Annotated in this window: 19 protein-coding genes; 10 read left to right on the top strand and 9 right to left on the bottom strand. The window is 71.8% G+C overall.

Going from position 1 to position 24,691, the window contains the following annotated elements; translation table 11 throughout:
- Positions 1–97: 97 nt before the first annotated feature.
- The gene (locus tag ACFXGX_RS02635; protein ID WP_384783898.1) at positions 98–1,237 is read right to left on the bottom strand and encodes an aminoglycoside phosphotransferase family protein; all 1,140 of its coding nucleotides are present in this window, start codon (positions 1,235–1,237) and stop codon (positions 98–100) included.
- A 231-nt stretch (positions 1,238–1,468) separates the two neighbouring features.
- On the opposite strand from ACFXGX_RS02635, the gene ACFXGX_RS02630 reads away from it, so the two are divergent.
- Positions 1,469–2,968, top strand: a complete 1,500-nt coding sequence (locus ACFXGX_RS02630; RefSeq protein WP_384783896.1) for a hypothetical protein — start codon at positions 1,469–1,471, stop codon at positions 2,966–2,968.
- 192 nt (positions 2,969–3,160) lie between these two features.
- Here the strand turns inward: ACFXGX_RS02630 and ACFXGX_RS02625 are convergent, their stop codons facing one another.
- The 3 genes from ACFXGX_RS02625 to ACFXGX_RS02615 all read right to left on the bottom strand — a co-directional run bounded on the left by ACFXGX_RS02625 (position 3,161) and on the right by ACFXGX_RS02615 (position 6,771).
- Positions 3,161–4,627: a PP2C family protein-serine/threonine phosphatase gene (locus ACFXGX_RS02625; protein ID WP_384783894.1), complete on the bottom strand. Its 1,467-nt coding sequence runs from the start codon at positions 4,625–4,627 to the stop codon at positions 3,161–3,163.
- A 282-nt stretch (positions 4,628–4,909) separates the two neighbouring features.
- On the bottom strand, positions 4,910–5,590 hold the full coding sequence (locus ACFXGX_RS02620) for a TetR/AcrR family transcriptional regulator (protein WP_384783892.1): 681 nt from the start codon (positions 5,588–5,590) through the stop codon (positions 4,910–4,912).
- A 167-nt stretch (positions 5,591–5,757) separates the two neighbouring features.
- On the bottom strand, positions 5,758–6,771 hold the full coding sequence (locus ACFXGX_RS02615; protein WP_384783891.1) for a Gfo/Idh/MocA family protein: 1,014 nt from the start codon (positions 6,769–6,771) through the stop codon (positions 5,758–5,760).
- 202 nt (positions 6,772–6,973) lie between these two features.
- On the opposite strand from ACFXGX_RS02615, the gene ACFXGX_RS02610 reads away from it, so the two are divergent.
- Both ACFXGX_RS02610 and ACFXGX_RS02605 read left to right on the top strand, forming a co-directional pair.
- A complete protein-coding gene (locus ACFXGX_RS02610; protein ID WP_384783889.1) occupies positions 6,974–8,392 on the top strand; it encodes a basic amino acid/polyamine antiporter in 1,419 nt (472 codons plus the stop codon).
- 31 nt (positions 8,393–8,423) lie between these two features.
- On the top strand, positions 8,424–9,686 hold the full coding sequence (locus ACFXGX_RS02605; protein ID WP_384783887.1) for an arginine deiminase: 1,263 nt from the start codon (positions 8,424–8,426) through the stop codon (positions 9,684–9,686).
- Between the two features lie 76 nt (positions 9,687–9,762).
- On the opposite strand, the gene ACFXGX_RS02600 is transcribed toward ACFXGX_RS02605, so the two are convergent.
- Positions 9,763–11,331 (bottom strand): FMN-binding glutamate synthase family protein, encoded by a 1,569-nt coding sequence (locus ACFXGX_RS02600; protein ID WP_384783885.1) that lies wholly within the window; start codon positions 11,329–11,331, stop codon positions 9,763–9,765.
- Between the two features lie 91 nt (positions 11,332–11,422).
- Entirely contained in the window at positions 11,423–12,997 is a 1,575-nt protein-coding gene (locus ACFXGX_RS02595; protein WP_384783883.1) for an alpha/beta hydrolase, read from the bottom strand.
- A gap of 263 nt (positions 12,998–13,260) precedes the next feature.
- On the opposite strand from ACFXGX_RS02595, the gene ACFXGX_RS02590 reads away from it, so the two are divergent.
- Entirely contained in the window at positions 13,261–14,001 is a 741-nt protein-coding gene (locus tag ACFXGX_RS02590) for a chaplin (protein WP_384783881.1), read from the top strand.
- Positions 14,002–14,241: 240 nt separating this feature from the next.
- Positions 14,242–15,099 (top strand): GNAT family N-acetyltransferase, encoded by an 858-nt coding sequence (locus tag ACFXGX_RS02585; protein WP_384783879.1) that lies wholly within the window; start codon positions 14,242–14,244, stop codon positions 15,097–15,099.
- Here ACFXGX_RS02585 and ACFXGX_RS02580 read toward each other — a convergent pair.
- Positions 15,082–15,243, bottom strand: coding sequence for a hypothetical protein (locus tag ACFXGX_RS02580; protein ID WP_384783877.1), 162 nt, complete (start codon positions 15,241–15,243; stop codon positions 15,082–15,084). The genes ACFXGX_RS02585 and ACFXGX_RS02580 overlap by 18 nt on opposite strands.
- 271 nt (positions 15,244–15,514) lie before the next feature.
- Between ACFXGX_RS02580 and ACFXGX_RS02575 the strand changes: the two genes are divergently transcribed.
- Positions 15,515–17,305: a glycoside hydrolase family 15 protein gene (locus tag ACFXGX_RS02575; RefSeq protein ID WP_384783875.1), complete on the top strand. Its 1,791-nt coding sequence runs from the start codon at positions 15,515–15,517 to the stop codon at positions 17,303–17,305.
- Positions 17,306–17,340: 35 nt separating this feature from the next.
- Here ACFXGX_RS02575 and ACFXGX_RS02570 read toward each other — a convergent pair whose 3' ends face one another.
- A complete protein-coding gene (locus tag ACFXGX_RS02570; protein ID WP_384783873.1) occupies positions 17,341–18,090 on the bottom strand; it encodes an MBL fold metallo-hydrolase in 750 nt (249 codons plus the stop codon).
- Between the two features lie 579 nt (positions 18,091–18,669).
- Between ACFXGX_RS02570 and fusA the strand changes: the two genes are divergently transcribed.
- Positions 18,670–20,772, top strand: a complete 2,103-nt coding sequence (gene fusA / locus ACFXGX_RS02565; protein WP_384783871.1) for an elongation factor G — start codon at positions 18,670–18,672, stop codon at positions 20,770–20,772.
- 111 nt (positions 20,773–20,883) lie between these two features.
- Here fusA and ACFXGX_RS02560 read toward each other — a convergent pair whose 3' ends face one another.
- A complete protein-coding gene (locus ACFXGX_RS02560; protein ID WP_384783869.1) occupies positions 20,884–21,288 on the bottom strand; it encodes a cupin domain-containing protein in 405 nt (134 codons plus the stop codon).
- Positions 21,289–21,491: 203 nt separating this feature from the next.
- Here ACFXGX_RS02560 and ACFXGX_RS02555 point away from each other — a divergent pair, with 203 nt between their 5' ends.
- The 3 genes from ACFXGX_RS02555 to ACFXGX_RS02545 are packed head-to-tail and all read left to right on the top strand — an operon-like array spanning position 21,492 to position 24,666.
- Entirely contained in the window at positions 21,492–22,082 is a 591-nt protein-coding gene (locus tag ACFXGX_RS02555; protein ID WP_384783867.1) for a carboxymuconolactone decarboxylase family protein, read from the top strand.
- A gap of 38 nt (positions 22,083–22,120) precedes the next feature.
- Positions 22,121–23,656, top strand: a complete 1,536-nt coding sequence (locus ACFXGX_RS02550) for a sugar ABC transporter ATP-binding protein (protein WP_384783865.1) — start codon at positions 22,121–22,123, stop codon at positions 23,654–23,656.
- The gene (locus ACFXGX_RS02545; RefSeq protein WP_384783862.1) at positions 23,653–24,666 is read left to right on the top strand and encodes an ABC transporter permease; all 1,014 of its coding nucleotides are present in this window, start codon (positions 23,653–23,655) and stop codon (positions 24,664–24,666) included. Before ACFXGX_RS02550 ends, ACFXGX_RS02545 begins: the two co-directional genes overlap by 4 nt.
- The last annotated feature ends 25 nt before the right edge of the window (positions 24,667–24,691 follow it).

Raw genomic sequence — 24,691 nt, 5'->3', positions numbered from 1 at the left:
TGGGGGGGGGGCAGTTGGGGCGGTCGCGGGGGGTGGTGTGTTGGGGGGGGCGCGGCGGGGGGCCGTGGCCGGGCGCCCCCGCGGACCTCCGTCCCCTTCAGCGAGTGCCGACCGCCGCGCGCACGGCCCGGCGGGCCATCTGGCAGTCGTCGTGCAGCCGCCTCAGCAGCAGCCGCTGTTCCTCGCCGGACGGCGCGGCAGCCGGGTGGGTGGGGCCCGCTGCCGCCGGGGCCGCGTCGTGCAGGGAACGCTGCACGGCCATCTCGTACGTACGGATCTCACGGGTCAGGACGATCATCAGGTTCACCAGGAAGGCGTCCCGTGCCGTCGGGCCCGCCGACTGCGCGAGCTGGCTGATCTGACGGCGCGCCACGGGAGCGTCGCCGAGGACCGCCCACAGCGTCGCCAGGTCGTAGCCCGGCAGATACCAGCCCGCGTGCTCCCAGTCCACCAGCACTGGACCGGCCGGTGAGAGAAGGATGTTCGACATGAGGGCATCGCCGTGGCAGAACTGACCCATGCCCTGGCGGCCGGAGGTCGTCGCGATACCGTGCACCAGCTTTTGCAGGTCGCCCATGTCCCGGTCGGTGAGCAGCCCCAGCTCATGGAATCGGGAGATCCGTTCCGCGTAGTCCAGCGGGGCGTTGAAGGTCCCGGCCGGCGGCCGCCAGGCGTTCAGCCGGCAGATGGCGCTCAGCGCGGCACGGATGTCCGCGCGGGGCGGCGCTTCGACCGGGTGCCGCTGGAGCGCGGCCACCCGGCCCGGCATGCGCTCGATCACCAGTGTGCAGTTGTCCGGATCCGCCGCGATCAGCCGGGGCACCCGAACAGGCGGGCGGTGCCGGACGAACAGACGGTATGCAGCTATTTCGTGCCGGATCCGCTCGGCCCAGACGGGGGATTGGTCCAGTAAGCACTTGGCGACGGCCGTGCTGCGCCCCGTCGTGCCGACGAGGAGCACGGAGCGTCCGCTGCGGCGCAGCACCTGGACCGGAGCGAACTCCGGACAGATCCGGTGCACCGACGCGATCGCCGTGCGCAGCTGGGCCCCCTGAGGGCCGGACAAGTCGAGTCTCCCGCTGAGCGGTTGGGTGCCGAGCCCCGGCACGCGCCGCGTCCGGCCGGCACCCAGTACGGGGGCCGCCTGACGCGTGGGGTCGAGGTAAGGGCCGCTGCCCACCGGGCGGGAGTGCAACGACCGGGGCGGAGCGGACACGGAGGACGATGCTGTGTACATGGGCGAAACAGATCCCTTCGTGTGCCTGCGAGTTGCCGCGCTGCCCGCCCCGGCCGCCTGGTTCATCCTGGGGAATGTCCCTGGCAACCGGGTCGGGGTGGCGCGTTCCTACCTGACACCCGATGCCCACTGGCACACCATCTGGCGCACCCTGGCGAACCCTGGCGAATAGTCGCTCAGCAACTGACAGACGGTTACTGTCGAAATCAGCCGAGAACCTGGGGGCTTGACGTGAACGGACAACCCAACACTCGTCTGTCGGACCTGTTCGGCCTGGCCGGCTGGTCCAAGGGTGAACTCGCGAGGCTGGTCAACCGGCAGGCGGCGGCCATGGGCCACCCGCAGCTCGCGACCGACACCTCGCGGGTGCGGCGGTGGATCGACATGGGAGAGATCCCGCGCGATCCGGTGCCGCGGGTGCTGGCGGCTCTGTTCACCGAGCGTCTCGGCCGTGTCGTGACCATCGAGGACCTCGGTCTGGTCAGGCACGGGCGCGCGGGGAAACGGCAGAGCGGCGGGAGTGTGGAACATTCCGATGCCATGCCGTGGGCGCCCGACCGAACCGCCGCGGTCCTCACCGAATTCACGGGAATGGACCTCATGCTCAACCGACGCGGCTTGGTGGGCGCGGGTGCCGCGCTCGCCGCGGGATCCGCACTCAGCCCTGCCATGCACGACTGGCTCCGCAACGATCCGGCCCTCGCGGCCGACGCTCCGCAGTTCGAGGACCCCCTGCACGCCGACCTCGCCGGGTTCGACCGCTATGAGGCCGCCCCCATCGGGTCGCAGGAGATCGAGGAACTGGAGCGCTCCGTCGAGGTGTTCCGGGCCTGGGACGCATCCCGCGGAGGCGGGTTGCAACGCAAGGCCGTGGTGGGCCAGCTCAACGAAGTGGGAGGCATGCTCTCCTACCGGCACCCCGACCATCTCCAGCGGCGCCTGTGGGGCGTCGCCGCCAACCTCTCCGTCCTCGCGGGCTGGATGTCGCACGACGTCGGCCTGGAGCCCACGGCTCAGAAGTACTTCGTCATCGCCGCCCACGCGGCCCGTGAGGGTGGCGACCGGCCCCGTGCGGGGGAGGCGCTCTCCCGGGCGGCCCGCCAGATGGTGCACCTGGGCCGGCCCGACGACGCACTCGACCTCATGAAGCTCGCCAAGTCCGGTTCGGGGGACGAGGTACTGCCCCGCACCCAGGCGATGCTGCACACCATCGAGGCCTGGGCGCAGGCGTCCATGGGCAAGGGCCAGGCCATGCGGCGCACCCTGGGTGTGGCGGAGGACCTGTTCGTCTCCGACCGCGGGGACGTCCCGCCGCCCAGTTGGATGCAGTTGTTCGACGAGGCCGACATGCACGGCATGCAGGCGCTCGCCTACCGCACGCTCGCCGAGCACGAGCCGGCCGCCGCGGCGATCGCGCAGCGTCACGCCAAGGAGGCTCTGAAACTGCGGGAGTCGGGGCGGGACCGGTCGAAGATCTTCGACCACATCTCGCTGGCGTCGGCCTGCTTCATCGCCGACGATCCCGAACAGGCAGATCGCTACGCGCGACTGGCTCTGACGTCGATGGGCTCCAACTCCTCCCATCGCACCTGGGACCGGCTGCGCGAGATGTACCGGCTCACCGGCCAGTACTCCAGCTATCCGAAGATCAGTGATCTGCGTGAGGAGATCAAACTCGCGCTGCCGAAGGGCTCGCTCAAGCCCAGGCGCGGCGACAGCACGCGCGTCTAGAGCGCAGCGCACGGGTCTGGAGCGTGGCGGCTCGGCTGACAACGACGTCAGCCGTCGTCAGGGGAGGATGCCGGTCCCGGCCGTCCGTGCCGTCTCCGCCGTCTTGTCCGGCTCCGGTGCCTTCGGGCTCCGGTGTTCTCGGTGTTCCCATCGGCCACCTCGTCGCGCTCGGCGTCCTCGGCGTCTCCCGCGTCAGGATCCGATCCGGGCGATGAGCACGCAGGCGTCGTCCTCGCGCTCGGTGCCGCCGAACTCCTCGACAACCATCCGAATACAGTCCTGGGCCGTACGGGCCTCGCCGAAGCGTGGGGCCAGGTCGAGCAGCCTCTGGACGGCCCTCGCCCCTTCCTGACTCCCGGTCTCCTCCGGGTCCGGGGCCGCTGTTCGCCGGGGTACCAGTCCCTCGGTGTGCAGGAGCAGCAGGTCGCCCACGCGGAGGCTTTCCTCGGCCTGCCCGTAGACGGCGCCGGAGGTGGCTCCGAGCAGGACGCCGTCCGGTGCCGACAGCGCGCGCCCCGTCCCGTCGCGGTACAGCAGCGGGGCGGGGTGTCCTGCCTGCGCCCAGCTCAGGGTGCGGGTCGCGGGGACGTAGCGGCAGCAGACGGCGCTGCCCAGAGCGGGCTGGACGGTGGCGTCGAGCAACTGGTTGAGCCAGGAGAGGAGTTGGCCGGGCTGGGTGCCGGCGACCGACATGCCGCGCAGGGCGCCGAGCAGCATCGCCATCCCCGACGTCACGGTGACTCCGTGGCCGGTGAGGTCTCCGACACTCAACAGGGTCTCCCCGTCGGGGAGTTCGAGGGCGTCGTACCAGTTGCCGCCGATCAGGGCGCTGCTCGACGACGGCAGATAGTGTGCCGCCACGTCGAGCGCCCGGGGTCCCGTGCGGGGGAAGCGCAGGGAGCCGCGCCAGGGCGGCAGCACGGCCTCCTGGAGTTCGACCGCGAGCCGGTGCTCGGTCCGGGCCACGTGCCGTTGCCGCTGGAGCGACTCCCGGGTCTCGCCCACCGTCCGCTGACTGCGGCGCAGTTCGCTGACATCGCGCAGCACGGCCCACATCGAGGCGGTGCTGCCGTCGGCGTCGAGCACGGGTTCACCCATGATGTGCACGGTCCGCACGCCGCCGTCGGGTCGCACGATGCGGAACTCCCCGTCGATGGGTTTCGCGTCGATGAGGCAGTCGGTGACCATCGCCGTCAGCATCGTCCGGTCCTCGTCGAGGACCAGCGAGGGCAGCTCGTCGAGGGTGAGCGGGGGTGCGGCGGCGTCGCGGCCCAGGATCTGGTAGAACTCACCTGACCAACTGGCCTCGTCCGTCAGCAGGTTCCACTCGGCGCTGCCGACCCGGCTCAGCAGTGAGCCGTGCGGGGGTGCGGCCGGGGCGGTCCGGGGGGCCGCGGTGGCCTCGGGGGGGACGGGCAGCTCCGTCGGTCCGTCCCGAAGCTGGGCCAAGTGCGCGTCCAGGTCGTTCAGTTGATGCAGCGCCAGATTGCACAGCGCGCGCTGCCACCGCCCTTGCGCGTCCTCCTCGTCGGCGGGAGCCTCACGCCGTACCGCGTCCACCTCGCCGCGCAGGGCGCGGGTCTGCGAGATGAGCGCGTCGACCGTGCCGCGGCTGGGCGGCTGGGCGGCGGGGCGGTCCGCAGAGAGATGGGGTGGCATGACGTACTCCGATGCGGGGACGGTACGACCTCGGTGACGGAAGGACCGCTACGACTGTCGCACAGCCCGCGACGCACTGTAAGTGGTTTGGCAACACCCGATACGGTCATGCTTCTGACATATGCCGCAGTCCTCCCGGAGTGGGTGACCGGTCCCGATGTGGTAGTCGCCGTGCGGAGTCAAGTCGTAGACACCGTACGTGACTTGAGGGGTGTAGGCAGTCCCCTGAGGGGCTTTCATTCTGCTGTTCGAAGGGCATTTGTGCGAGTGTTCGGGGCTCGTTCAGGGCGAGCGCACGAAGTCCGCCACCTCGGCCTCGTACAGATAGGACGGATCGACGCCCATCGACGCGAAGTTGCCCTCGATCTCCAGGGCGACCATGCCGTGCAGATGGGCCCACAGGAGGGTGGAGCGCGCGGCGACCGCCTCCGGCACGCCCTCGAAGCCGTGCCGCTCGCGCCAGTCCAGGAACTGCGCCGCCGCGCCGCCCGGGGTCCGCGGATCCGGCTCGGCCAGGGCGCTCACCGCGCCGAGGAGTACGGCCATGGCCGGCTGCGAGGCCTCGACCAGGGTGGAGGCCTGGGCGTCGTAGCCCTGGAGCGGTGCCCGGAAGAGCAGGCGGTAGCGGTGCGGTTCGGCCAGCGCCCAGGCCCGGTAGGCATGCACCAGCCCGGTCAGCCGGGCGGCCGGGTCTGCCGGACCGGTCTCGGCGGCCCGCGCGAGACTCGACGCCAGGTCCCCGTAGGCGTCGACGACGAGGTCGGTCAGCAGGCTGTCGCGGTTGGCGAAGTAGCGGTAGAGCGCGGGTCCCGTCATGCCGAGCTGCTTGGCGATCGCGTTGAGGGACAGTGCCTCCGGGCCGCCCTCGGCGAGCTGACGCAGCGCCGCGGTCTTCACTTCCTGGCGTACCTGCGCGCGGAACCGGTCGCGCGGGCCGGTCCCGGTCCGGCTGTCTGCGGCCACGTCGTCGCCTCTTCGTGTCGGGGTGCGGAACATCGGACTGTTAGATCCTATCACGGACGCGATATCCCTTAACGCAGCCGCAGCCGCAGCCGCAGCCGCAGCCGCAGCCGCAGCCGCAGCCGCAGCCTCGACTCGGCCGGAGCGCCCGCACCCCGACGGCGCGCCGGTCAGGTGTAGAGGGCCGGGCGCGGGACGAGTTCGACGGCTGTGCGGCCGCCGCTCTCCAGCGCCCTGACTCCCGCCTCGGCGACGGCGGACGCCGCGTACCCGTCCCAGACCCCGGGGCCGGTGACCCGGCCGGCCCGGGTGGCGTCCACCCAGGCCTGTACCTCACGGTCGTACGCGTCGGCGAAGCGCATGAGATAGTCCTGCGCCACCTCCTCGCGCCGGCCGCCCGCGGCGGTCACGGCCATGGACCGTTCGTCCCCGATTCGCGCGCTCCCCGACTCGCACACGGCCTCGCACCCCACCTGGTAGCCGAATCCGCAGTTCACGAAGACCTCGACGTCGACCAGGGCGCCGCCGGCCGTCTCGAACAGGACGAACTGGGGGTCGATCAGCCCCTCGGGCGCCTTCGCGGACGACCGGGGGCGTGCCACGGTCACCGCGGTGAGCTCCTGTCCCAGCAGCCAGCGCGCCGCGTCGATCTCGTGCGATAGGGAACTGTTGACCAGCATCGCCGAGGTGAAGCCGGGCGGCGAGGAGACGTTGCGGTGCGTGCAGTGCAGCATCAGCGGTCGGCCCAGCCGGCCGCTGTCCAGCAGCGACTTCAGACGCTGGTACTCGGCGTCGTACCGACGCATGAACCCGACCTGTGCCAGCCGTCGCCCGAGCCGTACCTCCGCCTCCATCACCCGCAGCGCCCCGGCCGACTCCGGCGTCAGCGGCTTCTCGCACAGCACCGGAAGGCCCCGGGCGAAGGCCGCGAGCAGGGCCTCCTCGTGCGCGGGACCGGGGGAGGCGACGAGGACGGCCTCCACCCCGGGCGCGTCGAGCGCGGCCGCCGCCTCGGCGTGGACCGATACACCGTCGATGCCGGCGACCGCCTCCTGCGCGCGCCCGGTGTCGGGATCCGCCACGGCGGCGACCCTGGCACCGCTCACCACCCGGTCCAGACGGCGTACATGGTCGGCTCCCATGTGTCCGGCACCCAGTACCGCCACACCCAACAGCTCACTCACGCGGTGCGCACCTCTCCGACGACTGCCGAGGCCGTTCCGGCCCGGTGATCCGATTGTCGGCCGCGGGGATCGACGACGCAGCACCCTGGCACCGGCCTCCGATGCACATTCCGGGCAATTGGTTGTTAATGTCGCTCAGGTCGCCAGATGACGTTGCCCGCATCGTGGTCGCGCACGACGATGCCCTCTCCGCAGGACACCCATGACGCAGGTCGACACCGAATCCGAGGCGGTACCGGCCGCCAAGCTGACCCTGGTCACGCTCTCCATGATGGTCGTCGGCTCCATGGTCGGCGCCGGGGTGTTCTCCCTCCCGCGCCGGTTCGCCCAGGAGACGGGTGTCGCGGGCGCGCTGATCGCCTGGGCCGTCGCCGGTACCGGCATGCTGATGCTCGCCTTCGTCTTCCAGCGGCTCGCCGTCACCAGACCCGACCTCGACGCGGGTGTCTACGCCTACGCCAAGGCCGGCTTCGGCGAATACCTCGGATTCTTCTCGGCCTTCGGCTACTGGGCCAGCGCCTGCGTGGGCAACGTGACCTACTGGGTGCTCATCATGTCGACGATCGGCGCCATCGCGCCCGCGCTCGGCGACGGGGACACCGTCCTCGCCGTCGTCCTCTCCTCGGTCGGCCTGTGGGCCTTCTTCCTCCTGATCCGGCGAGGGGTGAAGGAAGCGGCGGCCATCAACCGGATCGTCACCGTGGCCAAGGTCATTCCGATCCTCGTCTTCGTCGTGCTGGCGCTCTTCTATCTCAAGCCGCATGTCTTCGCCGAGAACTGGGGCGGCGCCGCCTACGCGGGCTCACTCTTCGATCAGGTCAAGGGCACGATGCTGGCCACCGTCTTCGTGTTCCTCGGAGTCGAGGGGGCGAGCGTCTACTCCCGGCACGCCAAGCGCCGCGAGGACGTCGGCCGGGCCACCGTCCTCGGCTTCCTCAGCGTGTTCGCCGTCTTCGCCTCGGTCACGATCGTGTCGTACGGGCTGCTGCCCATGGCGGAGATCGCCGAGCTCAGACAACCGTCGATGGCCGGAGTCCTGGAGAGCGCGGTCGGCACCTGGGGCGAGGTCTTCGTCAGCGTCGGCCTCATCGTCTCGGTGCTCGGCGCGTACCTCGCCTGGACGCTGATGGCGGCCGAGGTGTTGTTCGTCGCGGCGAAGGACGAGGACATGCCCCGCTTCCTGGCCCGCTCCACGCGCGCCGACGTGCCGGTGCCGGCGCTGCTGCTGACCACTCTGCTCACCCAGGTCGTCCTGGTCGTCACCCTCTTCTCGGACGACGCCTTCAACTTCGCCCTCGACCTGACCAGCGCCCTGACCCTGATCCCGTTCCTGCTGGCGGCGGCCTTCGCCCTGAAGATCGCCCGGCGCCGGTTCGGCGGCGATCTCGTCGTCGCCGCCCTCGCCACCGTCTACACCGCCTTCCTGCTCTACGCGGCCGGACTGAAGTACCTCCTCGTCTCCTTCATCGTCTACGCGCCCGCCACCGTGCTGTTCGTGATGGCGCGCCGTGAACAGGGCAGGACGCCGTTCTCGCCCCGCGAACTGGTCATCCTCGTCGTCTCGGTCGCCGGTGCCGTCACGGGGATCGTCGCCCTGGCGCTGGGCTGGATCAGTCTGTGACCCGTCGGCCTCCGCCGGAGAAAGGCACACCGTGACCAGTCAAGACACCACGAGCCGTCCGCCGTACGGCGTCCACTCCGAGGTGGGCAGGCTGCGCAAGGTCCTGGTCTGCGCACCGGGCCTCGCCCACCGCAGGCTCACCCCGACCAATGCCGACGACCTGCTCTTCGACGACGTGATGTGGGTGGAGAACGCGCAGCGCGACCACGCCGACTTCGTCGACAAGTTGCGCGGGCGCGGGGTGGAGGTCGTGGAACTGCACGACCTGCTCGCCCAGACCATGGCCCTGCCCGCGGCGAAGGACTGGCTCCTCGACCGGAAGATCACCCCGAACGAGGTCGGACTCGGACTCGTCGACGGCACCCGGGCCTTCCTGGAGACCCTCGAACCCGCCGCCCTCGCCGAGTACCTGATCGGCGGACTCTCCACCGCCGACCTGCCGGACGAGTTCCGCACCGGCTACCTCTCCCTGGCCCGCGAATCGACCGGCGTGCGCGAATACCTCATGCCGCCGCTGCCCAACACCCTCTACACCCGCGACACCACGTGCTGGCTCTACGAAGGCCTGACCCTCAACCCGCTCTACTGGCCGGCCCGGCACGACGAGACGCTCCTGATGAAGGCCGTCTACTCCTTCCATCCGGACTTCACGGGCTCCACGGTGTGGTGGGGCGACCCCGAACTCTCCTGGGGCCAGGCCACGTTCGAGGGCGGCGACATCATGCCGGTCGGCAACGGCGTCGTCCTCATGGGCATGAGCGAACGCACCTCCCGGCAGGCCATCAGCCAGGTCGCGGCCGCCCTGTTCCAGGGCGGGGCGGCCGAGCGCATCGTCGTCGCGGGCATGCCGAAGCTGCGGTCCGCGATGCACCTCGACACCGTCTTCACCTTCGCCGACCGCGACCTCGTCACCCTGTATCCGGCCATCATGGACTCGGTGCACACGTTCTCCCTGCGGCCCGGCGACAAGGCACCCGGCGTCGAACTCACCGACGAGGGCTCGCGCGCGTTCACCGACGTCGTCGCCGAGGCGCTGGGACTGTCCGAACTGCGGATCGTCGAGACCGGCGGCGACGTGTACGCCTCCGAGCGCCAGCAGTGGGACAGCGGCAACAACGCCGTCGCCCTGGAACCCGGCGTGGTGTTCACCTACGACCGCAATACCCAGACCAACACCCTGCTGCGCAAGGCCGGTATCGAGGTCATCACCATCGTCGGGTCCGAGCTGGGACGAGGGCGCGGCGGTGGCCACTGCATGACCTGCCCCATCGTGCGGGACCCCGTCGACTTCTGACGTCCGGCGGAGGCCGGGGCCGACGTCCGGCGGAGGTTCGGCGGACGCCCGGGCGGAGCCTTTCCCGCCCGGGAGCTCAGAAGGCGTCGGGATCGGCGGCGGCCCAGTCCGACGCCCAGGACGGGGGCGGCTCGGCGAGCAGTACCCCGGGTGCCAGCCATTCGTAGAGCTCCGCGTACGACCGCACCGTCATCGGTCCGACGCGCCGCAGCAGCAGGTGCGGGCTGAGCTCACCGGGATCCCGTACACCCATCGCGGCCATGATCTGGCTCGCGCTGCGCACGGTGGCCCGCTGGTAGCGCCGCACCCGCTCGGACTTGTCGGCCACGTCCAGCGCGCGGACCCGGCGCGGATCCTGGGTCGCCACTCCGGCCGGGCAGGTGTCCGTGTGGCAGCGCCGGGCCTGGACGCAGCCGAGGGCGAACATCATCGCGCGGGCGGCGTTGGTGTAGTCGGCGCCCTGGAGAAGGCGTTTGACGATGTCCGAGCCCGTGGCGACCCTGCCGCTCGCGCCGATCCGGACCCGGTCCCGCAGCCCGGTGCCGACCAGCGCGTTGTGCACGGTGATCAGCCCCTCGGTCAGCGGTGTACCGAGGGTGGCGGCGAACTCCGGGGGCGCGGCACCCGTGCCGCCCTCCGAGCCGTCCACGACGACGAAGTCGGGTGTCACCCCCTCGGCGAGCATCGCCTTGCAGACCGCCAGGAACTGGCGTCGCGAGCCGACACAGAGTTTGAAGCCCGTGGGCTTGCCGCCCGCCAGCTCCCGCATCCGCGCGATGAACCGCACCAGCTCCCTCGGCGTCGAGAACACCCGGTGATCCGGAGGCGACACCACGGTCACGCCCTCGGGCACACCGCGCTCACGGGCGATCTCCGCGTTCACCTTCGCCCCCGGCAGCACACCGCCCGCCCCCGGTCCCGCTCCCTGGGAGAGCTTGAGCGACACGCACTTCACCTCGGGCAGCGCGGCCTTGTCCGCGAACTCCCGAGCCTCGAAGTCCCCTTCGGGAGTACGGCATCCGAAGTACCCCGTGCCGATCTCCCAGACCAGATCACCGCCGCCCCGCAGATGGTGGTCCGAGAGGCCGCCCTCGCCGGTGTCGTGCGCGAAACCCCCCAGCGCCGCACCCCTGTTGAGCGCCAGGACGGCGTTCGGCGACAGGGCCCCGAAACTCATCGCGGAGACGTTCAGGAGAGCCATGTCGTAGGGCTGGGCGCAGTCGGGGCCACCCACCCGGACGACGGGCGGCTCGTCCGGCACCTCCACCGGGCGCAACGACGGCTCCAGGAACTCGTGGCCGTCCTCGTACACGTCACGCTCCGTGCCGAACGGCTCCTCGGCCTCGACCCCCTCGGCACGCTCGTACACGAGGGCGCGAACGCTCCGGCCGTAGGGCCGCCCGTCGACGCCGTGCCCGACGAAGGACCGCCGGCCCTTCGGGCGCAGGGCCTCCGGCAGGAACGGCACACGGCCGAGCAGCGGATAGTTGCGCCGCACGGCATCACGGCGCTGCGCGAGATCCCCGGCGCCGAGCGCGGTCAGCGCGAGCAGCGGGCCCGCCGCGCACCACCACCACGCCGAGACGGCGCCCGACAGGAGCAGCGCCCCGGCCGCACCGAGGGCGACGAGCAGCAGTGGGAGCATCCGGCGCACACCCCGAGTCAAACCCATCGGGACGAAAGCCGCTGACCGGGACACCCGCGCGGGTCGTCCCGCTCACCCCGTGGGGTGTCCGTCAGCCGTCCGTGTCCTCCGGGCCGCAGGAGCTGCCGTCGGCCGGCAGGGACCCGTACAGCAGGAAGTCGTCGACCTTGCGGTGCACGCACTTCGAGGACGCGTACCCGGTGTGCCCATCGCCCTTGTTGTCGAGCACCACGGCGGACGAACCGAGACGCCTGGCGGTCTCCAGGGTCCAGCGGTAGGGGGTAGCCGGGTCCCCGCGGGTGCCGACGAGCAGCATCTTCGAGGCGGGTACGTCGCGGACCTTCTCGCGTATGTAGTCGGTGCCCTTCGGGCGGCCGTAGCACATCAGCACCTGGGCGAGCCGGTACTGCCCGAAGACCGGAGACGCCTCCTGGTAGGCGGCACGCAGCTTGGTGACCTGCCGGGCGACCTCGCCGGCGCTGGGCCGGTCGGGGTCGTCGGCGCAGTTGATGGCCATCAGGGCGGCGGGGAGGTTGTCGAGGGGGACGTCCTCCGCGTCGACGAGCCCGCCGTTCCGCGGCGGCCCCCGCCGGACGGGTGTGGAGGTGGCGGGCAGCGAGGCGCCGCTGTAGAGCTGGGTGAGTCCGTGGGTGTCGCCGTCCTGGATCAGCAGGCTGAGGGCCTGTTCGAGGACGGGCCACATCTCCTTGCTGTAGAGCGCCTGGCTGATCGCCCCCACCAGGTCCTGTCCGGAGAACTCCTGGCCGAAGTCCGACATCACCGGGTCCTCGTCGAGCGACTTGACGAGCTGGACCATCTGCTCGCCGGCGCCGCGCGCGTCCTGGCCGAATGGGCAGGCCAGGTTCTTGGCGCACCAGGTGATGAAGTCGTCGAGCGCCGTCTGCTGTCCCTCCGCGCCCGCGCGGCCCTGCTCGGAGATCGGCTCGGTGAGGGTGTCGACCCCGTCGAGCACCATCCGTCCCGTCCTCTTGGGGAACTGCGCCGCGTACACGGCGCCGAGCCGCGTCCCGTACGAGAATCCGAGGTAGTTGAGCTTCTTGTCGCCGAGCGCCTGGCGTATCACGTCCAGGTCGCGGGCGGCGTCGACCGTGCCGATGTGGGGGAGGACGGCCCCCGAGTGCCGGGCGCAGGTGTCGGCGGCCTTCTTGACCGCCTTGAGCGCCGCCTGCACATCGGTGTCGGCCGCGGCGGCCCCGAAGATCTCGTCCACACCGTCGCCGCAGCTCACCGGCGAGGAACGGCCCACTCCGCGGGGGTCGAAGGTCACCACGTCGTAGCCGTTCGTCAGGCCCATGAAGTCCTTGCCGCTCGCGGCGAGCCCGGGAACGCCCGCCCCGCCCGGACCGCCGAAGTTCAGCACCACCGAACCCCGCGAGTGGCCCGTCGCCCGGTAGCGGGCCAGCGCCAGGTCGAGCGTGCCCCGGCCCGGCCGCGCGTAGTCCAGGGGGACGGTGACCTTGCCGCACTGCAGGTCCTTGGGCATGCCCTCGCCCTTGCAGGCCGCCCACGTGACCTTCTGGTGCCGGAAGCGGGACAGGCCTGGCCCGTCGTCGGCGGTCGCCGTCGTCGGCAGACCCGCCGCCAGCAGGGTCAGCGTCGCGGTGGCGGCTCCCGCGACCGCGAAGCGTTGGTGCACGGACAGCATGCCTGCCTCCAGGGTCGCCTGCGGTGGACCGGCGATACCTCCCGGATCACGATAGACGCGGCTTTTGGGGCACGCCTCCGGGCGAGCGGAACCGGCCGTCGTCCCCTACGCTGCGCCGCTGTCCCGTACGGGGTGAGACGGCCGTTCGAAATACGGGACGCTCGAAGGGGTGAAAGGCCGATAAGCCATAACTCGGATGGTCCGCAGGCGTTCTTGGCAATGTGGGCGATCGCCCACGTCGTTGTCAGGAAGGCAGTGAACGCATGAAACGGGTGACCCGAAATGGTTTGATCGCCGTGGCCGCCGCATCGGGCGCGCTGGCCGCGGCCATGCCGGCGCACGCCGACTCCGCGGCGGACGGTGCGGCGGCAGGCTCGCCCGGCCTGATCTCCGGCAACACCGTCCAGCTCCCCGTGCACGTGCCCGTGAACCTGTGCGGGAACACGGTGAACGTGGCCGGGCTGCTCAACCCCGCCGCGGGCGCCCGCTGCGCCAACCAGGGCGGTGGCACCGCCGCGACCGGCGGCGTGCGGCACGGTGGAGCCGGAGCGCACGGTGGCACCGCCCATCGTGGCGGCACGGTCGGCGGCAGCCGCGATGGCGATGGCGGGGGCGCGGTCGCGCACGGCCGCGGAAAGGATTCGGCGGGTGTGCTCTCGGGCAACGGCCTGCAGCTCCCGGTGGATCTTCCGGTCAACGTCAGCGGCAACTCCGTGACGGCGGTGGGCCTCGGCAACCCGGCCGTCGGGAACGAGTCGGTCAACACCTCGGGTGCCAAGCCCGTGCAGGCCCACCCCGGCGTGAAGCCCGCCCCGAGGCCGTCCACCCCGGCCGCGGTTCCCGCCACCGCGGGCCCGGAGCGGGTCACGGAGAGGGGTGAGGCCGTGGCCGCCCTCGCCCATACGGGCGCGGACGGCGCGATGCCGGCCATCGCGGCGAGCGCGGCGATGCTGCTGGGCGGCGCCGTGCTGTTCCGCAGGTTCCGGCCCGGCGCGGTGCGCTGACCCGAGGCGGTCACGAACGGGAGGCTCCATCGGACGGGTGACCGGTGGAGCTTCCTTCGAGCGCATGGTGACGGTGTCGGGCCGGGGGTGTGCGCGGAGGTGGCCGAATCCCTTCCGGTGCGCGGTGCCTGTCGCTGCGAGCGGCACGGAGATCGGGAAGGATGCTGCGCGACCGGCCGGCCGGCGTACCGCGCGGCCGTATGCCGGCGCGCATCCGACCCGTACGCATTGGAGTGCCCCATGACCTCTCCGGGACCCGACGGCCTCGTCGTCAGCCAGGCCACGCTCGACGACTGGAAGGTCGTCGGCGGCTGGGCCGCTGACGAGGGGTGGAATCCCGGCCTGTCCGACGGCGTGAGCTTCTTCGCGCAGGACTCCGGGGGCTTCTTCCTCGGACGCGTCGACGGGGAGCCGGTCTCGGCCATCTCGGTGGTCAACTACAGCGCCGACTACGCCTTCCTGGGCTTCTATCTCGTACGCCCCGATCTGCGCGGGAACGGCTACGGCCTCGCCACCTGGGAGACGGCTCTCGCCCACGCGGGCGGCCGGACCGTCGGCCTCGACGGGGTGGTCGCGCAGCAGGACAACTACCGCAAGTCCGGTTTCGAACTCGCCTACCGGACCGCCCGGTTCACCGGTGTGGCTCCGGCCGGGGAGGAACCGGCGGGCGTGCGCGCGGCCGGAGCCGCGGACCACGAGGCGATCACGGCGTACGACAGCGCCTGCTACCCGGCCGACCGGCCGGTGTTCCTGGGGTCGTGGCTGACGGCCCCCAGGCACCGCACCTTCGTCCGGCACACGGACGACGGCCGGCTGAGCGGCTACGCCGTGATCCGTCCGGCGCGCGACTCCCTGCGGGTCGGCCCCTTGTTCGCCGACACCGCCGACGACGCCCGAGCCCTGTTCTCCGCGCTCGCCGCCGAGGCGGACGGCAGGGCGCTCTCCGTCGACGTGCCCCAGGCGAACTCGGCGGCCGTCGCTCTGGTCGAGAAGCTCGGTCTGAGCCCCTCCTTCGAGACGGCCCGCATGTACACCGGGCCGGTCAGGGAGTTCGCGGGCGACCGTGTGTACGGGGTGACGTCACTGGAACTCGGCTGAGTCCGCGCGGGCGGCCGCGACCCCGGTCAGCAGGCCCCTGCCGGAGTCTCCGTAGTCCGGCAGGGTCGGGTCCGACGGGACCCGGCCGACCGTGAGCCGGTCGGTGAGCGGGGTGAACACCTCGGCGATCACGTCCGTGTCCACCGGGCAGCCGGGCAGCCGGGCAGCCGGGCAGCCGGGCAGCCGGGCAGCCGGGCAGCCGGGACGCGGCGCCGATCCGGTAGGTCGTCATGTTCTCCAGCGGCGCCGCCGAGTCCGATGACGGTCCACGGCGGGGTCCGGTTCGCGGGAACCGCGATGTGCCGTCCGAGCCGTTCGCCGCGGGACGGTCTCGTGACGGGGCCAGGAGGCGAACTCCCGTATCACGGACGTATCCTGCAGAAGCGGCAATGCACACGGCAGCGCGGCTTCGATCATGAACGCACCCATCGAGGACTACGCCCTCATCAGCGATCTGGAAACCGCTGCCATGGTCGGCAGAGACGGTTCCATCGACTGGCTGTGTCTGCCCCGGTTCGATTCCCCGGCCTGTCTGGCCGCGATGCTGGGCACGGAGGACAACGGCTTCTGGCGGATCGCGCCGGCCTCCCGAGCGGTGCGCGCTTCCTGCACGGGCCGCGCCTACCGGCCTGACACGCTCGTCCTGGAGTCCCGCTGGGAGACGCCCACGGGTGCCGTCCGTGTCATCGACTTCATGCCGCCGCGCAGTCAGCTTCCGTGCATCGTACGCATGGTGGAAGGCCTCTCGGGCTCCGTGACCATGCGCAGCGAACTGAGGCTGCGCTTCCACCAAGGCAGGGTGGTGCCGTGGATCCAGGCCGGTGAGGCCTGCACGGTCGCGGTCGCGGGGCCGGACGCCGTGTGGCTGAACACCGAGGGCCTGGAGGCGCGACCCGGCGGCGAGACCTCCACCGTCCACGACTTCACGGTCCCGGCCGGGCGCAGGACGACACTGACGTTCGTGTGGGCACCCTCGTACGTGCCGGAACCCCCCGCTCCGCTGTCCGTTCCGGCGGAGACGGTGCTCAAGGAGACCGCTGACTTCTGGCGGCGCTGGACCGCCCGGTGCACCTACCAAGGGCCCTGGCGCGACGCCGTCGTGCGGTCCCTGATCACACTCAAGGCGCTCACCTACGCGCCCACCGGGGGCATCGTCGCGGCCCCGACGACCTCGCTGCCCGGCTGCATCGGCGGCGAGCGCAACTGGGACCACCGCTTCTGCTGGCTGTGTGATTCCGCGCTGACGCTGTCCTGCCTGCTGCGCGGCGGCTACCGCGACGAGGCCACGGCCTGGCTGGGCTGGCTGCTGCGGGCCGTCGCGGGGGACCCCGCCCGGCTCCAGACCGTGTACGGCGTCGGCGGACAGCGGCTGCTCCGGGAGACGGAGGCGCCGTGGCTGCCCGGCTACGAGGGCTCGCGGCCGGTCCGCTTCGGGAACTCGGCCATGAGCCAGTTCCAGCTCGACGTGTACGGCGACGTGCTCGACGCGCTCGTGCTGTCGCTGCGGGCCGGCATCCCCATGCCCCGCCAGGTGTGGAGCCTGGTGGAGGCCATGATGGACCAGCTCCGCCTGCACTGGCGCGAGCCGGACCAGGGACTGTGGCAAGTACGCGGCCCGGCGCGGCAGTTCGTCCACTCCAAGGTGATGGCCTGGGTGGCGGCGGACCGCGCGCTGCGGATGGGCGAACTGCTCGGCAGGAACGGGTCCTCGGACGTCTGGCGTGCCTTGCGGGACGAGATGCACCGCGAGGTGTGCCGGGAGGGATGGGACGCGGAACGGGGGTCGTTCGTCCAGTCCTACGGTTCGCGGGCCCTGGACGCCTCGGCGCTCCTGATCCCCCGGCTGGGTTTCCTGCCCGCCGGGGACGACAGGGTGCGCGGCACCGTGCGGGCGATGCGGGAGCTGACCGACGGCGGGTTCGTGCGCCGGTACGCGCCGAACGGGCGGGGCGTGCACGGAGTGGACGGGATGCCCGGCGGCGAGGGCGCCTTCGTCGCGTGTTCCCTCTGGTACGCCGACGCGCTCGCCGCGACCGGACAGCGGGAGGAGGCCACGGAGGTGTTCGAACGCGTGCTGGACATCCGCAACGACCTCGGTCTGCTCTCCGAGCAGTGGGACCCCGACGCCGGCCGCCAACTGGGCAACGCGCCGCAGGCGTTCAGCCACATCGCCCTGGTGGAGACGGCGTTCCTGCTGTCGGAGTGAGCGAGCCGTCGGACGGCCCCCGCCGCGGGGCCCGGTCAGCCGGCCAGCTCCCGGGCGCGCTGAGCCGCGCGGCCCACCGAAGCGCGGTGCACGGGCCCGTGTCCGGGCAGCAGCACGTCGGCGGCGAGGGCCTCGATCCGTTCGAGCGAGGCGAGCGCTTCGGCGCGCTCGGTGTCGAACATCCTGGGCAGAAGCTGGGGACCCCGTATCCGCGAGGTGGGGTGACCGCTCACCAGGGCGTCACCGGAGATCAGTACGCCGGCTTCGGGCAGGTGGTAGACACAGTGACCGGGCGTGTGGCCCGGCGTGTGCACCGGGACGGGCCGCCCGGGCAGGTCGAGCGGGCCCGTGTTCGGGAAGGCCTCGGGCTTCGTCATGGCCACGTCCGCCGTGCCGCCGGAGCGCAGGGCGTGCACCATCCAGGGCAGCACGCCGGGGCGCCACGCCTGCCGCAACACCTGTCCGACGCTCACCTGGTGGAGGAACTCGCGGCGCGCGTGCGGCACCTCGGTCTCGTGGAGCTGGACCGGAGTGCCGTAGGTGCGGTTCAGGAACTCGGCGGAGCCGAGGTGGTCGCTGTGGGCGTGGGTGATGAGCACGGCGGTCACCGCCTCGGGCGCGTGGCCGAGGGTCTTCAGCGACGCCAGGAGCTTCTCGCGGTCCCCGGGATAGCCGGTGTCGATCAGGGTGACGGAGTCGCCCTCGGACAGCACCACCCAGTTCGTGTTGCTGCCGTGCACCAGATGGACTCCGGGCGCCGCTTCGACGATCGTTTCCTCGCTCATGACCATCCTGACCTCGCACAACCGCTGATGCCCAAGGGGCTCTGACAGGGCGAAAGGTATCGCGAACGGCGGATCCGGCCAGGGGCGGAGCCGCGACCGAGCCGTTGCACAGCACCGGCTCGGCGGGCAGGTCACGGAAAACGGGTGCCCAGCCCCCGGCCCGCCGGATCGGTCACGGAAAACGGGTGCCCAGCCCCCGGCCCGCCGGATCAGTCATGGAAAACCCGGTGCCGAGCCCCGGTCCTGTTCCCTACACTCGCCACGGAATCGCACACCACCGCTCGAGGTGTCGTGTGCGCCGTGACGAACGAGGGGAGCCGGGCCGTGCGTTACCGCACCGCTGTCGTCGTCCCCCCGTCACAGTACGAGGTGATCCTCGTGTCCTCGGGGGCCCGGTACCGGCTGCGCGGCCGGAACCGGACGCCCGCGACGACTCACTGACCTCCGCCCGCACGGCGGCGACCGCACGCCCGGTCGCCGCGCGCCGTGCCCGCCGGAGGTACGCCACCGCCTGATCCCAGGCGTGTCGTCCGGGATTCGCGCCGACCCGTTTCCGGATCGTCCGAAAGGCCCTCGGCCGTGCGTACCGACCTGCACCGTCACCTCACCGACCCCGTCACCGGCCCCCTCGCCGTCGTCCGCAACCTGGGCATCCTCGCCCACGTCGACGCCGGGAAGACCACCGTGACCGAACGGATCCTCTACCTCACCGGCACCATCCACAAACGGGGCGAGGTCCACGACGGCACCACCGTCACCGACTTCGACCCGCAGGAACGCGACCGCGGCATCACCATCTTCGCCGCGGCCGTCACCTGCGCCTGGGACGGCCACCGGATCAACCTGCTCGACACCCCCGGCCACGTCGACTTCTCCGACGAGGTGGAGCGCTCGCTCCGCGTCCTCGACGGAGCCGTCGCGGTGTTCGACGCCGTCGCGGGCGTCGAGCCGCAGAGCGAGTCGGTGTGGCGGCGGGCCGACCGGCACGGTGTCCCGCGGATCGCCTTCGTGAACAAGCTGGACCGCGCGGGCGCCGACCTGGACACCGCCGTCGACTCGATCCGCGAGCGGCTGCATCCGGCGCCCCTGGTCGTCCAGTTGCCGATCGGCACCGAGGACGCCTTCACCGGCGTGGTCGATCTGCTGCGGATGCGCGCCCTGGTGTGGGCCGACGGCGCCGACGCCGCCGAGGAGATCCCGGTGCCGCGGGACCTGCTGGAGGAGGCCCGGCGCCGGCGCCGGCTCCTGGAGGAGGCGGTGGCGGAACTCCACCCGGCGGCCCTGGAGGAGTTCTGCGCCCGCTCCACCCTCTCGGCGCGGACCCTGTCGTCCGCGCTGCGCGACCTGACCCGCAGCGGTGAGGGCGTCGTGGTGCTGTGCGGCTCGGCCTACCGCAACCGCGGTGTCGAACCGCTGCTGGACGCCATGGTGGCCTACCTGCCCTCGCCGCTCGACGTGCCCGCCGTCCGCGGCACGCACGACGGCGCGGAGCGGGAACGGGCGGCGGACCCGGCGGCACCGTTCGCGGGCCTGGTGTTCAAGGTGAACGCCACCGCGACCGGACGGATGACGTACCTGCGTGTCTACTCGGGCACGGTGGCGAAGGGACAGACGGTGCTGGACGCCGGCACGGGACGCACCGAGCGGATCGCCCGCATCCTGCGCGTACGGGCCGACCGCCACGCGGAGTTGGAGCGCGCGGTGGCCGGTGACATCGTCGCCGTGATCGGGCCGAAGTCCGCCCGGACCGGGGCGACCCTGTGCGCCCCCGGGGCACCGCTGCTCCTCGAACCGCCGGTCGTCGCCGATCCGGTGGTGTCCATGGCGGTCGAGGCGCGCAGGAGCACCGAGACCGACCGGCTGGTGTCGGCTCTGGCGCGGCTGGCCGAGGAGGACCCCTCGCTGGTCGTCCGCACCGACCCCGAGACCGGGCAGACGGTGCTGTCGGGAATGGGAGAACTGCATCTGGAGGTGGCGGTGGAGAAGATCCGGCGCGCCCACGGGCTCGACGTCGCCGTCGGGCGGCCGAGGGTGGCCTACCGCGAGACGGTGGCCCGCGGGGTGTCGGGTCTGGTGTACCGGCATGTCAAACAGGACGGCGGCGCCGGGCAGTTCGCCCATGTCGTCCTCGACGTGGAGCCGCTGGGGACGGACCCCGGCGGTGCCGGGGAGACGGTGACGGGCTTCGTCTTCCGTTCGACGGTCACCGGCGGCCGGGTGCCGCAGGAGTACGTCCGTGCCGTGGAGGCGGGCTGCCGGGACGCGCTCGCCGAGGGTCCCCTCGGCGGTCACCCGGTGACCGGACTGCGCGTCACCCTCACCGACGGGGCGACCCACGCGAAGGACTCCTCGGAGATGGCGTTCCGCGCGGCCGGCCGGTTCGGGCTGCGTGAGGCGCTGCGCGCCAGTGCGATGGTCCTGCTGGAGCCGGTGGCCGAGGTCACCGTCACCGTGCCCGGGGAAGCCGTGGGCGGAGTGCTCGGCGACCTCGCGGCCCGGCGCGGCAGGGTCTCGGGCTCGCTCACCCGCGGGAGTACGTCGGTGATCACCGCGACCGTGCCGCTGGCCGAACTCTTCGGCTACGCGACCCGGTTGCGCAGCCGGACCCAGGGCCGGGGCGTGTTCACCACCCGTCCCGCCGGTCTGGCCCCGGCCCCCGTCCAAGGAGTGCCCGCCCGGTGACCCCGAGCGGTCCCGCTCCTGAGGACGGCCTCTGAGGACGGCCTCTGAGGACGGCGCTGAGGAGGGCCCCTGAAGACGGCCCCGCCCGAGAAGGGCGGGGCCGTCCTCGCGTCAGCCCATCCGGTCCTCGTCCGAGAGGTGTTCGACGGTCTTCCCGGTCGCGGTGAACGTACGGGTCACATGGCCCGAGGAGTAGACCCACAGGATGCGCAGCGGGCCGTCGCCGATGTTCCTGAAGAGATGAGGAACGGGGGAGGGGACGTACGTGGTGTCGAACCGCCTCAGCTTCGTCACCTCGCCGTCGACGACCACCTCCGCCTCGCCCTCCAGGATCGTCACGTGCTCGTCGCAGTTGTGGGAGTGCAAAGGCGCTCCGGAGCCGACCGGGTAGACGCTCATCCCGCTGGTGATGCGGTTCTCCCCGCCCGCCGAGCGGGTGGTGACGAGCGGCGTCGTCACGACGGCGCCGCCCCGGTCCAGCGGGGGCACGGACGCGGCTTCGATGATCGTGGTCATCCGGAGTTCCTCTCCCGTCGACGGTGATGCGTCGACCGACGTTAGGTCGCGTTCCCGCGAACGGGTGCCGTCCGGCGTGCAGTTTTACCTTGCGTTCCGGGAAGGGTGAGCTTCCCGCACCCGGCTGTACCGTCGGCTGGCATCGCACGGCATCCCCGTACGTGCCGGAAACACGCCGGAAAGAAAAGGCAGGTAGCAGCCACATGAGGCTCCCCGTTCTGACCGATGAGGACATGGAACCGCGCCAGCGGGAACTGGCCGCCCGCATCGCCGGCCGGCGCGGCGCCGTCCGCGGTCCCTTCCGGGTCTGGCTGCACAGCCCGGAGATGTGCGAGCGCGCCGAATCCCTCGGCGCCTTCGCCCGGTTCGACTGCAGTCTGCCCAAGCACCTGCGCGAACTCTCCCTGTTGATGGCCGCCCGGAACTGGGACGCGCAGTACTCCTGGAACGCGCACGTGGACCAGGCGATCGAGGCGGGTGTCCCCGAGGCCGCCGTCAAGGCCGTCGCCGAGAGGCGCGAAGCGGTCTTCGACGACGAGGCCGACCAGGCCTTCTACCAGTTCTGCCGGGAGGTCCTCGAAGAGCACTTCGTCCGCGACGAGACCTTCGCCCGGGCGCTCGGCCACTTCGGCCCGAAGGGCCTGGTGGACACGATCGGCGCGCTCGGGAACTTCACCATGCTCGGGATGTGCCTGAACACCTTCCAGGTGGACCTCCAGGCCGACCGCGAGCCCCCGTTCCCCGACATCCGCGGCCACGGGCGTCACGGCCACGACGACGGACCGCGGCCGTGACCACCCTCACGGACCGGGACGCGCAAGGAGGCGCCGCCGTGACCCCAAGGACCCCGACGACGACGGCCGGCGGCGCCGGGACCGCCCGCGGACCCGTACTCCGCGTCCGCGGTGTCACCAAGAGCTTCGGCGGCGCCGCCGCGCTCACGGACGTCGACCTCGACCTGTACCCCGGCGAGGTCCACGCGCTGATGGGCATGAACGGCGCCGGGAAGTCGACGCTGGTGCAGATCCTCTCCGGGGTGCACCAGGCCGACTCCGGCACCGTCGAGGTCGACGGACACACCCAGCACCAACTGACCGTACGCAGGGCCCGACGGCTCGGCATCGCCTCCGTCCCCCAGCGCCGCGAACTGGCGATGGGTCTGACCGTCGCGGAGAACGTCATGCTCGGCGACCTGCCCACCCGGCGTGGCGCGGTGCACTGGAGGACGCTCAAGTCCGAGGCCGCGCGGGCCCTTTCGGGGCTCGGCATCGACATCGACGTGGAGCGGACGGCGGGTTCGCTGAGCGTCGCCGAGCAGACCATGGTCGAGGTGGCCCGCGAGGTACGCCGCGGCGGCCGGATCCTCGTCCTCGACGAGCCGACCGCCTGTCTGAGCGCGGAAGCCGCCCAGCAGATCAGGGAGTTGGTGCGCACCCTGCGCGACGACGGTGTCGCCGTCGTCTACATCTCGCACTACATCGACGAGGTGATGGCCGTCGCGGACCGCCTCACCGTGCTCCGCGACGGAGCCGTGGTGCGCAGCGTGCCGGCCGCCGAGCTCGACCCGGACTCGCTGGTGCGCGCCATGGTCGGCCGGGACGTCGTCTCGCGCCGCTCCGAACGCCCCGCCCCCAAGGACGAGATCGGCCTCGCGGTCCGCGCGCTCAGCGACGGCCGGGCCGTCCGGGGCCTCGACGTCGAGGTGCGCAGGGGTGAGATCGTCGCGGTTCTCGGACCGGCCGGCGACGCGCAGTCCCGTCTCTTCGACCTGCTCTCCGGCCGCCGCCGCCCCGACTCCGGCGAACTCCTCGTCGACGGCGCCCCGGTGCCGTTCGGCCGGGTGCACGCCTCGCTCGCCGGCGGACTGCGCTGCGTCACGGGCGACCGACGGGCCCTCGGACTGGTCCCGGGGATGTCCCTGGACGAGAACCTGATGCTCGCCGGCGACCGCTTCGCCCGCAGACGCCTGCACCGGCGAGGCGAACTCGCCCGCCGCGCACGGCCGTTGCGGCGCAGCTACGGAGTCGTCTCGCTCGCCGGCAACCCGCCCGTGAGCGCCCTGTCCGGCGGCAACCAGCAGAAGGTGCTGCTCGCCAAGTGGCTGCAGACCGAGCCGGTCGCCTGCTTCCTCGAAGACCCCACGAACGGCGTGGACATCGCCGCCATGGCCGACATCCACACCCTGATCGACGACCTCGCCTCGCGCGGCGCGGCCGTGCTGCTCGCGTCCTCGTCCGCCGAGGAGGTCATGCGGCTCGCCGACCGGGTGATCGTCGTCAGAGCGGGCCGCCCGGTCGCCGAGCACGACATCACCGCCATCACCCGCGACGAACTCGTCGCCACCGCACTCGGAGGTCAGCCCCAGTGAGCGTCAAGACACTTCCCGATGCCCCGGGGATCGCGGACTCGCACGGCCGGAGGCGGCCGGGGAACCGGCTCGGTGCTCTGCGCCGTGCCCCGCACACCGGCCTGACCGCCGTCCTGGTCGTCGTGGTGGTGGCCACCGTGCTGCGGACCGACGCGTTCGCCACCGACACGAACGTGATCAACATCCTGCGGCAGGTGAGCGTCACCGCCGTGATCGCCGCCGGCCTGACCCTGCTCATGACCGCGGGCGGCATGGACTTCTCCATGGGCAGCAATGTCTCCGTCACGACCGCGCTCGGCGCGCAGCTGTTGTCGCACGGCCATTCCACCGTCTTCACCGTGGGCGCCACGATCGCTCTCGCCACGGCGATCGGCCTGGTGAACGGGCTCGTCGTGACGTTCACCAACGTCGCCCCCTTCGTCGTCACCCTGGCCACGGCCACCCTGCTCGACGGTGTCGCGCTGCTCGTGCTCGACAGCGTCAGCGTCTCCATCGGCACCCGGATGTTCCCGCTGGGCAACGACAAGATCCTCGGCATCCCCTACCTGCTCGTCCTCGCCGTCCTGGTCCTTCTCGCGACGGCTCTGATCATGCGGTTCACCGTGTTCGGCCGGGACGCCTACGCCATCGGCGGCAACGAGCACGTGGCCAGGCTCAGCGGCATCGACGTCACCGCGCGCAAGCTCACGCTGTACGCCGTCACCGGCGCCCTGTCCGGTCTGGCCGGTCTGATGCTGCTGTCCCGGCTCGGCTCCAGCAGCCCCGGCACGGGCGGGCTCTCCCTTCAGCTCACCGCCGTGGCCGCGGTGGTCATCGGCGGTACCTCGCTGGCCGGCGGCCACGGCACCGTGATCGGTACCGCGCTCGGCGTCGTGCTCCTCGGCGTCGTGGCCAACGCGCTGAACCTCCTTCAGGTCTCCAGCAATTACCAGCCGGTCTCCGTGGGCGGGGTCCTGCTCGTCGCGGCCGTCGCCAACGAGTTCCACAAGTCCCGTTCCACACGGAACTGACGCCGCCCCGCGCACCTCACCAACT

Source organism: Streptomyces sp. NPDC059371 (genome assembly GCF_042751995.1).
Lineage (GTDB): Bacteria > Actinomycetota > Actinomycetes > Streptomycetales > Streptomycetaceae > Streptomyces.
The sequence above is the reverse complement of the archived record's forward strand: the minus strand, read 5'-3'. Positions and strand labels throughout refer to the sequence as shown.

Coding starts and splice junctions, on each gene's coding strand:
- ACFXGX_RS02635 (WP_384783898.1), bottom strand. CDS start 1,237: ATGTACACAGCATCGTCCTCCGTGTCCGCTCCGCCCCGGTCGTTGCAC.
- ACFXGX_RS02625 (WP_384783894.1), bottom strand. CDS start 4,627: ATGCCACCCCATCTCTCTGCGGACCGCCCCGCCGCCCAGCCGCCCAGC.
- ACFXGX_RS02610 (WP_384783889.1), top strand. CDS start 6,974: ATGACGCAGGTCGACACCGAATCCGAGGCGGTACCGGCCGCCAAGCTG.
- ACFXGX_RS02600 (WP_384783885.1), bottom strand. CDS start 11,331: ATGCTCCCACTGCTGCTCGTCGCCCTCGGTGCGGCCGGGGCGCTGCTC.
- ACFXGX_RS02595 (WP_384783883.1), bottom strand. CDS start 12,997: ATGCTGTCCGTGCACCAACGCTTCGCGGTCGCGGGAGCCGCCACCGCG.
- ACFXGX_RS02590 (WP_384783881.1), top strand. CDS start 13,261: ATGAAACGGGTGACCCGAAATGGTTTGATCGCCGTGGCCGCCGCATCG.
- ACFXGX_RS02585 (WP_384783879.1), top strand. CDS start 14,242: ATGACCTCTCCGGGACCCGACGGCCTCGTCGTCAGCCAGGCCACGCTC.
- ACFXGX_RS02575 (WP_384783875.1), top strand. CDS start 15,515: ATGAACGCACCCATCGAGGACTACGCCCTCATCAGCGATCTGGAAACC.
- ACFXGX_RS02570 (WP_384783873.1), bottom strand. CDS start 18,090: ATGAGCGAGGAAACGATCGTCGAAGCGGCGCCCGGAGTCCATCTGGTG.
- ACFXGX_RS02560 (WP_384783869.1), bottom strand. CDS start 21,288: ATGACCACGATCATCGAAGCCGCGTCCGTGCCCCCGCTGGACCGGGGC.
- ACFXGX_RS02555 (WP_384783867.1), top strand. CDS start 21,492: ATGAGGCTCCCCGTTCTGACCGATGAGGACATGGAACCGCGCCAGCGG.